We start from the raw sequence: 9,092 nt of genomic DNA, 5'->3' as shown, positions 1-9,092 counted from the left end.
GGGTGTTGTCAGGTCTCTCATAAATCTCCAGCACGAACGTCGCCAGCAGCGCCTGAAGCTAGGGTCAGGACCCATTGATCTGAGCGGCTCGATCTGATTCAGGCTCCGTGAGGAGACCGAGGATGAGCGACCTGTACTGGCTGACCGACGAGCAGATGGCGCGGCTCGAGCCGTATTTTCCCAAGAGCCATGGCAAGCCACGGGTTGATGACCGGCGGGTGTTGAGCGGTATCGTGTTCGTCAACCGCAACGGGCTGCGCTGGTGCGATGCCCCTCGGGAGTATGGCCCACACAAGACGCTCTACAACCGATGGAAGCGGTGGGGCGAAAGGGGCGTGTTCCTGCGCATGATGGAAGGGCTGGCCGCCGCGAGCGCCACGCCCAAGACGATCATGATCGACGCGACCTATCTGAAGGCGCACCGCACGGCGTCCAGCTTGCGGGTTAAAAAGGGGGCCTTGGGTGCCTCATCGGTCGCACCAAAGGCGGTATGAATACGAAGCTGCACGCCGTCACCGATGCAGAAGGCAGACCGCTCAGCTTCTTCATGACCGCGGGCCAAGTCAGCGACTACACCGGCGCTGCCGCGCTGCTCGACGATCTACCCAAGGCGCAGTGGATGCTGGGCGACCGCGGCTATGACGCAGACTGGTACAGGGACGCCCTTCAGGCAAAGGGCATAACACCTTGCATTCCGGGGCGAAAGTCCCGGATCATCCCCGTCAAATATGACAAGCGCCGCTACCGAAGCCGGAGCCGTATCGAGATTATGTTCGGTCGTCTGAAGGACCGGCGCCGCGTCGCTACCCGCTACGATCGATGCCCGACCGTCTTCTTTTCCGCTATCGCGCTCGCCGCCACCGTCATCTTCTGGCTCTGATCAATGAGTCGTGACCCTAGCCGTCTCCTTGCGGAAAGTGCCTTGATCGCTTTCCCGACAGTGTTCGTCGCGGCACTGCTGTACAGTCGATGGAGCACCAAATGGGCGCTGGCCACGATGATTGCCGTTACGCTAGCTGGTTTGCTCTTGGTCCTACGGCTCGAAGCGACCGGCACGGGGAGTCCGGTCCTGCCAGTCGCGTTGCTGATCGTCGGCACGAACGGCATCATCGCGACGGTGCTGCCCTATACCGCTGAAAGCTTCCCGCTGGCGGTACGCGGCCGGGCAACGGGCTGGGTGGCCGCCTGTACCAAGGGTGGTGGCCTAGTTGCCCAAGGCCTAACCATCTCTGGAATAATGCTCTCGATTGGCGTGTCGTCTCTGCTGGTGATGATCCCGACCGCGATCTCGTTCGGCCTGGTGGCTTGGTTCGGCCGCGAAACGCGAGGGCGCGACCTGCGCGATCTCGACGTCGACACCGGTCAGATCGAACAAGCGTCGGCATAGGCACTGTCGGCAAGCTGTGCGGCATGCGAGCAGCGTTCACTCGTGTAGATGCGCCTCATGGGCACAATTCGGCCGTTCCATTGAGCCGTCCGGGCAGCTGCGCGCCTCAAGTTCGGTTGCTAGCGTACCCTTGGCGCTGACTTAAAAGCCACCATTGGTCCCCGCCCGCCAACGCGTTGGGGCCCCAATCCATGCGCCAACCGGTCATTTCGCTGCCATGCGCGAAGCCGTCCAAGTGAGCAGAAAGTGGCGTCCTTCGGACCAGCTCTGCCCCTCGATCAGTTCGCCGACGCGACATCCGGATGTCTGATAGGGTCCAGTATTGTCCGAGGTATGGAAGGCGAAGCAGGCACGGCCCTTAGCGTCGAACGCTCTGCCATCCTCGATCGCGTGATCGTAGAATTCGCCGGCGACGACGCCTTGCGGCGTGATGTCGAGCTTCATCGTCTTGATATAGGCCGGTGCGTCGTTGGTCGGTCTCAGATCCAGCGTCCAGTCGCCCTTGAGCTGGCTCGCGCCGTGGTCGTCGGTCTGGGCAATCGCCGGGTTAATGGTCGAAAGCGCGAGGGTGAGCGTCAGGAAAACGCGAGTCATGGTCGTTCCTTTCCGGGGTTGCTTCAGGATTGAGGGGTCAAGCAGAAAGCGGCCGACAGCAGGTCGTAGGACAGGCCCTTGCCCTGCCAGATCTCGCCGAATTGGACCGTGTCGTCGTTGACGAAGACCGCAACCGAGCGGCCAAGGTCGGGAGCGATTACGTTGCGCACTTGGATGCCGGCGACATCCCCACGCCGCTCGATCAGCGTCACGGGCTGGGCGCATCCGGCCAGACGTGCGGGGAAAGACCAGACACCGAGCGCTTCGTAACCGAGCTTCGGATCACCTTTCCACAAGATGTCACGACTTTCACGCCCGACTAGCTTGCCCGCAGCGAGCGCCCGATCGAATGCGGCTAGATCGCGCGCGGTGCCGGTCAGCGCGGCAGCCGCACCGAAGGTCGCGACATTGACGGTGGGGTACGGCTTGCCGCCCGTGGTGTAGCCAACTGCAGCGGCGTCACCGCGCGGAGCGCCGTCGCGGGCTACCCGCAGCGACCGCAAGCCGAGCGGTTTGGCGATCCGGTCGGCGACAAGCCGCGCATAGGGCCTGCCGGTGACGCGCTCGAGTATCGCGCCGAGCACGAGATAGTCGCAATTATTATACGCGAACCCAATAACGGATGCTGCCTTGGCGTACCGCTGCAGAAGCCTATGGCACGCGACGCGTTTGCGATCTTGGGGCCAGTTTCGGTATAGAATGTCGGGACATCGCCCGAGCCGGCCGGGGTGCCGTCCGGATTGGGCAGGCCCGACAGATGTTGGAGCAGCTGGCGCAGCGTGACTGTGCCGCCGTTTGCGCCGGCAAAGTCGGGTAGATAGTGGCGGATCGTGCCGTCGAGCGACAGTGTGGCGGCCTCGACCTGCTGCATCACCAGTACCGCTGTCACCTGCTTGGTGACCGATGCCCAAAGCCACCGCGCGCCTGGACGATGGGCTTGATGCTTTCCGAGATCGGCCAGGCCCAGGGTGCGATCGATGACGGGGCCGGTCTGATCGGCGATCACGATCTCGCCGGCAACGTGCGCGGTCGTCGCGATCGCCATTACTTGCGCCTCGGCGGCCGTCAGCGTTGGCCGCTGCGCACTGGCGGCATTCGCCGCAAGCGCGGCGATGCAGGTCGTTAGGCTAATGGTAAAGAGACGCTTCATGGGGTCTGCTCCGATTTGGTGCCCTCACTTGGCCGATCGGCGCTACGGCTGTCGCGGCGTACGCGACGGGCGTCGTTGGGCGGCGACGAGCGTCGTCGGCGCAACTGGCTTGGCCCGCGGCAATCGGATAGCCTCGCGACATGTCCGATCAGGCGAACTTTTCACGCATGCCGTTCCGGTTTGCGCTGCTATCCGTGCTTGGCTTCTGGTCTGTATGGCTGGTGTTGGTAACGGCGCGGGCGGTCGCGATGGGTTGGCCGGATCAGGGCGGTATGCTGTTGCGTCGTTGTGGATTGGTTGCGCTTGGCATCGTGCTAACGCTGCTAATCCATCTGGCGCTTCATCGGCTGAGGCTAAGGTCGGTTCCGATCCGCGCTACGACAGCGTTCCTGCTGGCGGCTCCCGCGACGATAGTGTTTGCGACGATCAATACCTTCGTCTTCTATCGCTGGTTCCCGGTTCCCTCGGTCGCGGGCGACCTGGCGCGTTGGGATCCGCAGGCGGTGATCGTTACTTCGATCGCCGATGGGTTGGTAACTTGGTATTTCTTTTTCGCGGCCTGGGCCGCCTTCTACCTTGCGATCGGGCATATCGCCGAGGTCCGCGCCGCCGAGCACGCGGCAGCGGCGGCAGCGGCAGAGAGTCGCGAGGCACGTCTCGCGATGTTGCGCCTTCAGGTCGATCCGCATTTCCTGTTCAACGCCCTCAATGCGCTGTCGTCGTTGGTCGCTCGCGGCGAAACGCGAGCGGCGCGCGAGATGATTGGCAATCTTGCCGCCTTCTTCCGGGCCGGACTGGGCGCCGAGCTTACCGGGGACATTCCGCTTGCAGACGAAATAGAGCTGCAACGGCTGTATCTCGCCATCGAACAAGCGCGGTTCGGTGACCGCCTTCTGGTCGAATGGGATATGCCGAGCGAATTGGAGAATATGCCGGTCCTTCCGATGATCCTTCAGCCGCTGGTCGAGAATGCTGTGAAATACGGCGTTGCGCGCACCGCCCAACCGGTCACGATCACGATCGCTGCACGCAGGACGGGCAACGACACGGTCGTGCTCAGCGTGGATGACACCGGCTCCATCGACGCGGCGATGCCGTTCCCGGCGGCGGGCACGGGCATCGGCCTAGCCAATGTCCGCGCGCGGCTGGCGACGCGCTATGGTGCGGCGAGCCTGTTGTCGGCGGCGGCGACCAGCGGTGGCTGGCGATCGGCGATCACGGTGCCGGCGCGTGGCTGACACCGGTTTGCAAGCTCTGATCGTGGATGACGAGGCACCGGCGCGTGATTTGCTGCGGTTGTTATGCGCCGATCAAGGGTTGGCGGTGGTTGGCGAGGCGACGACCGGCGAGGAAGCGGTGGAGCTGGCCGATCGTCTGTGCCCCAATCTGGTTCTGCTCGATATTTCCATGCCGGGAATGGGCGGCCTGGCCGCGGCCCGGCAGATCAGCGCCGCGCCCGCCCCACCAGCGATTGTCTTCACCACAGCTTTCGAGGGATATGCGCTAGCGGCCTTCGACGTGGGCGCGGTTGATTATTTATTAAAACCGATCGGCGATGCGCGTTTTGAGACCATGCTCGACCGGGTCGGCGCTGCCCGAACCAATGCGGCCCCTACAGAGGATCATATCTGGGTGCCGGTCCGTTCCGAACTTCGACGGGTATCGCTGGGCGCCATCGAACGGGTCACGGCAGAACGCGATTATGTGCGTCTTCAGATCAATGGCCGTTCGCATCTCTTACGCGCGACAATGGACGAAATGCTTGCCAAGCTCGACCCGATTACGTTTCTTCGTATCCATCGATCGACCATTGTCCGGCGCGACCAAGTGACCGGGCTGCGCCACGAAGGCGGCGGCGTCTGGAACGCAATGTTGGCTGGTGGTGATACTGTACGGGTTGGAAGAAGCCATTATGAGCGAGTTAGGTCGGAGCTAGGATGCTGATTGAGACGAACGGAGCGTGAACGAATCTCCGGCACCAGAGGGCGCTTAAGCCCGCTCAATTAGCGAGTTTCGGTCTCCGCGTTTTCCAAGCATCGTAAACGAAGGGTCCGCTTCACGCTTCCAGCGCTCCGCAATTTGCCAGTTCGTAATCCGCCCACTTTCCGCCCCCCCGAGACGTCGGTCGGGCAAACACTGGATGTCGGCTCCTGACAGAAGACGTTCGGTCTGGTCGTTCCCGCTGTCATGGGCGGCAAGTTCGAGCATCATGTTCATGCGTTGCTCGCCGACCATACCGACCTGGGGCAGATTATCCGTCCGCTGCTCGACGCCTGGCACGCCGTTCGCCTCCGAGCCGCAGAGCTTGGACGCAAGCTGCTGGCGGATGCGCGGCGCAGCGCGGCCTGCCAGTTATTGATGTCGATCCCAGGGGTCGGTGTCGTGACCGCCACGTCGTTCGTCAGCGCGATCGAGGAGCCCACCAACTTAAAGCATTCGAGGTCAGTGGGAGCGTTCGTCGGGCTGACAACGCGGCGCTATCAATCGGGCGAGATCGACTATGACGGGCATATCTCCAGGCGCGGCGACAGCCACCTGCGCGGGCTGCTTTACGAAGCCGCAACAGTCCTCCTCACGCGCAGTCGATCCGAATGCGATCTACGCAAATGGGTACTGCAGCTGCGAGAAAGGCTCGGCTTCAAACGCGCCACGGTCGCAGTCGCCCGCAAGCTCGCCGTCATCATGCACAGCATGCTGATCACCGGTGAACCGTTCAGGGAGAAATCCGCCGCAGCTTGAATTCCCGAGCTCGTCCGCGTCGCAAGGCGCCACCAGACGTCCTGCCGGGACGTAGGCTGATCCATTCCGCGACATTCGTTGCACCTTATGCCTTCATGGCGGTGGAGTGCGTGATTAACCTTGGAAGGGTTGCCCGCGAAGCCCCATCATGCGGCGGCACATGTCGACCGCGAAGACGACCATGCTCCCGGCAACGGCATCTCAGAAACCTCTTGCAACCAACGCGATTAGACGACGAATGGCAGGTTTCGGAATGGGGCGAGGGCGGTTCGAATGTCGTATTGTGGGTCTTCGCGTTTCGCCAACCTGGTGGCGGGTGTCGATCAACTCACGCCCTTCTTAAGTAAAGGTGTGAACGGTGGCTTCTCTCGAAACTTGCCGCGACGAACACGATGTGCGGCTTCGTGAACCAGCCCAGCCATCCCCGACTGCGTGAGAGGTGAGTGCCCTCCAATGTCGGAAAACACCAGTTTGTAGGGCATCGGAGAAAGCGACAGGGTTTCCCGCGACCTTCTCGGCAAGCGACGTCTTTTGGGACTTTTTGGCTATTTCTGACGCAGCGGCCGAACGACAGTTTCCGATGAAAGTTGACGTTGTGGGGGGGGCAGCCGATCAAAAGCCTGATTTACGCACCGCGGTGAGGGCGCAATATAGTAATATAGGCGCTCATCGATCTGATCATATGCAGCTGTACGAGTTTAGTATAATGCAATCTGATCTTTAGTTTGCGACTTATATTTGTTAGCTGGCGAATACGCGGCAGGTGTTGCGCAATTAGGCTGGCTCGGTCACTTCCTTGGGCCATCCCAAACGGCTAACTGACGTTGCTTTAAAAGAGCAACTTCCAACCGCTTGCGATGCGGCGGCCGCTACGAGCCTGACTAGGGACTCTCGTTGCAAGGTATCGACCAGATAATCGATGTCGTGATCAGCGGATAAAGCCGGATCTGGCCGACTTTGGCGATCGGACATTCGACATCGTTCGATACGCACAGGTCTGGATGACGCAGGCGATCACACAGCTGCTATAACCCGCAGGCTAATATCTTGTTCGCCCCAGCTCAATATCAACGGCAACGCTCTGGTGGCGGCTAGGAAAGCTACAGATCGGCGTGAGCGCGATAGCGCGCTGCTTACCTTGAATTCTGATGTGGAGGTGACCTGCTTCGATATCAAGGTGCCCGGAAAGCCGTATTTGGCACATGCCCTGGTGATGCGATGGCGCCAGAAGCAGTCGCGCGCTTCCGGCGCCTGCCATCCAAAGGACCGACCATGACCGATCCCGTACACGATATCGTCGACACGGCCGTTGCAGCCGGGTCGTTTTCAACCCTTGTCGCGGCCGTCACAGCCGCCGGCCTGGTCGATACCCTGAAGGGCGACGGCCCATTCACTGTTTTCGCGCCGTCAGGCGATGCCTTTGCAGCACTCCCCGCCGGCACTGTCGATGAGCTGGTCAAGCCAGAGAACAAGGGGAAGCTGACCGCGATCCTGCTGCTTCACGTGCTCCCGGGCAAAGTTATGGCAGCTGACGTCGCAGGCCAAGTCATGGATCCGGCCACCGCGGGGGGCCAGACCGTCCATGTCGATGGCACCGATGGCGTTACCGTCGACGGGGCCAACGTCGTGACCGCGGATATCGACTGTTCGAACGGCGTGATCCACGTCATCGATGCTGTGCTTCTTCCCAAGGCATAAGATTACACCGCGGTCGGGCGCAGCCGCGCCTGGCCGCCGCTTCGCCCCCAAAAGCGCCGAATGAAATTTGCATGAAGATCGCGATTATCGGTGCGGGTATGGCGGCTTTGTCCTGTGCGACGGCGCTGCAAGCTGGCGGCCATGTCGTCGCGATGTTCGATAAGGGCCGCGGCGCGTGTGTACGAACAGCGACCCGCCGCGTAAAAATCCCGTCCGGTGAAGTCGCGTCAGATCATGGCGCGCAGTATTTGCCAGCGCGCGATCGCGGTTTCGCTGCGCAGGTGCGCCGAGGGGAATGGGCGGACGTCGTCGCTGCTTGGCCTGACTCCGGCGCGGACGCGTGGATGGAAAGCCCGGCGATAAATTCGCTGAGTAAGTCGCTTTGCGCGCCGCTCACCGTGTGTTGGAACAGCCGTGTCGACGCCCTCCGGGAAGTCGATCAAAAATGGGTTCTCGATCCCGTATCGCAGGAGCGGTTCGATGCGCTCATAATCGCCACACCTGCCGAGCAGGCGGCACCATTGCTGATCGCGCACGAGCCCGCGATGGCGGGAATGGCGCAGTCGTGTCCGTCCGCGCCGTGCTGGACGGCAATGCTCGCCTTCGACGAACGGATCGCGATCGCCAACGATATTATCCGCGACGCCGGCATAATTGGCTGGGCAGCGCGTCACAGCGCAAAACCGGGCCGCGGCAGGACCGAAACGTGGGTGATCCAGGCAACGGCGGAGTGGTCGAGCGAACACCTCGAGCACAGTGAAACCGATGTAGTAAGCGGTCTTCTGTCGGCACTGGCGGCCGAGGCCACCCAGGAGCTGCCCGAGCCGATCGTGCGGATCGGTCACCGCTGGCGCTACTCCTGCGTCGAACCCACGCATCACGGATTCCTGTGGAACGAGACGATGCGGATCGGCGCGGTCGGCAACTGGCTGATCGCGCCACGGATCGAAAGCGCGTCGTTGTCCGGGAGGATGCTGGCCGACCGAATCTTCGCTACGCACCGCGCCTCATAGTACGGCGGTACCGCTGGCAATGCGCTCTCATTCGTCAGTCAAAAGAAAAATAGAGGGCCCGCTAAACGCACGATTGGCAGGAACACGCGGCGACGCCGAAGCCTCCACGTCGCGCACATTGACCACGACGTGGTCGATTGCCTTCACTTTCATAGTCTGCCCTCACGGTCGCCGCCCCGGCATGAAGCGGTTGATTTCCGATACGACGCACTCTCTCCGATCAACAAGTTCGAGTCCGTGCATTAACATGAACGGATGGCAGATTGGGGGAAGAGCTAGGAAGGTTCTGATCGTCTGGATTTGGGTCTTCCGTCACTCCGTTAGCTAGCGCGAGCCGGCAGAGCTAACCAGTCGAGTGACAGGCCACACTTGCCGACCAGACCGATGCCAGACACACAGTTCACACGACCGGGTCTCGGGCAATCCGGTTGCTATCGGGCGTCAGCCCTGAGGGGCGTTAATCGCCAGCTGCGCTGCGAATGCTCGCTGGTAGGCGGGTCGTGCTTCAGCG

8 protein-coding genes and 2 pseudogenes are annotated in these 9,092 nt (G+C 61.9%); 7 read left to right on the top strand and 3 right to left on the bottom strand.

What is annotated here, in order from left to right:
• Nucleotides 1-122 precede the first annotated feature (122 nt).
• Both RI03_RS23085 and RI03_RS20040 read left to right on the top strand, forming a co-directional pair.
• Nucleotides 123-880 (top strand): IS5 family transposase gene (locus tag RI03_RS23085; RefSeq protein ID WP_086011737.1). Its coding sequence is split into 2 segments (ribosomal slippage): nucleotides 123-465 and nucleotides 465-880, totalling 759 coding nucleotides; the frame shifts between segments, so codons are not numbered across the junction.
• A 42-nt stretch (nucleotides 881-922) separates the two neighbouring features.
• Nucleotides 923-1,387: an MFS transporter gene (locus RI03_RS20040; protein ID WP_238542473.1), complete on the top strand. Its 465-nt coding sequence runs from the start codon at nucleotides 923-925 to the stop codon at nucleotides 1,385-1,387.
• Nucleotides 1,388-1,591: 204 nt separating this feature from the next.
• Here the strand turns inward: RI03_RS20040 and RI03_RS20035 are convergent, their stop codons facing one another.
• The 3 genes and pseudogenes from RI03_RS20035 to RI03_RS25175 all read right to left on the bottom strand — a co-directional run.
• Entirely contained in the window at nucleotides 1,592-1,981 is a 390-nt protein-coding gene (locus tag RI03_RS20035; protein ID WP_010219508.1) for a hypothetical protein, read from the bottom strand.
• A 23-nt stretch (nucleotides 1,982-2,004) separates the two neighbouring features.
• A complete protein-coding gene (locus RI03_RS25180; protein WP_274517574.1) occupies nucleotides 2,005-2,598 on the bottom strand; it encodes a serine hydrolase in 594 nt (197 codons plus the stop codon).
• A gap of 122 nt (nucleotides 2,599-2,720) precedes the next feature.
• A pseudogene (locus RI03_RS25175) lies at nucleotides 2,721-3,026 on the bottom strand (serine hydrolase domain-containing protein); the annotation flags it as partial.
• A gap of 245 nt (nucleotides 3,027-3,271) precedes the next feature.
• On the opposite strand from RI03_RS25175, the gene RI03_RS20020 reads away from it, so the two are divergent.
• The 5 genes and pseudogenes from RI03_RS20020 (at nucleotide 3,272) to RI03_RS20000 (ending at nucleotide 8,581) form a co-directional block, all read left to right on the top strand.
• Nucleotides 3,272-4,369 (top strand): sensor histidine kinase, encoded by a 1,098-nt coding sequence (locus tag RI03_RS20020; protein ID WP_010219505.1) that lies wholly within the window; start codon nucleotides 3,272-3,274, stop codon nucleotides 4,367-4,369.
• The gene (locus RI03_RS20015) at nucleotides 4,362-5,075 is read left to right on the top strand and encodes a LytR/AlgR family response regulator transcription factor (RefSeq protein ID WP_010219504.1); all 714 of its coding nucleotides are present in this window, start codon (nucleotides 4,362-4,364) and stop codon (nucleotides 5,073-5,075) included. Before RI03_RS20020 ends, RI03_RS20015 begins: the two co-directional genes overlap by 8 nt.
• Nucleotides 5,076-5,288: 213 nt before the next feature.
• Nucleotides 5,289-5,870, top strand: a pseudogene (locus RI03_RS20010) (IS110 family transposase); the annotation flags it as partial.
• Nucleotides 5,871-7,142: 1,272 nt separating this feature from the next.
• On the top strand, nucleotides 7,143-7,568 hold the full coding sequence (locus RI03_RS20005) for a fasciclin domain-containing protein (RefSeq protein ID WP_010219502.1): 426 nt from the start codon (nucleotides 7,143-7,145) through the stop codon (nucleotides 7,566-7,568).
• Between the two features lie 71 nt (nucleotides 7,569-7,639).
• Nucleotides 7,640-8,581 (top strand): NAD(P)/FAD-dependent oxidoreductase, encoded by a 942-nt coding sequence (locus RI03_RS20000; protein ID WP_010219501.1) that lies wholly within the window; start codon nucleotides 7,640-7,642, stop codon nucleotides 8,579-8,581.
• The last annotated feature ends 511 nt before the right edge of the window (nucleotides 8,582-9,092 follow it).

It is taken from the genome of Sphingomonas sp. PAMC 26621 (assembly GCF_000251145.1).
In the GTDB taxonomy this organism is placed as follows: domain Bacteria; phylum Pseudomonadota; class Alphaproteobacteria; order Sphingomonadales; family Sphingomonadaceae; genus Sphingomonas.
This window is presented reverse-complemented; position numbering and strand designations above follow the sequence as displayed.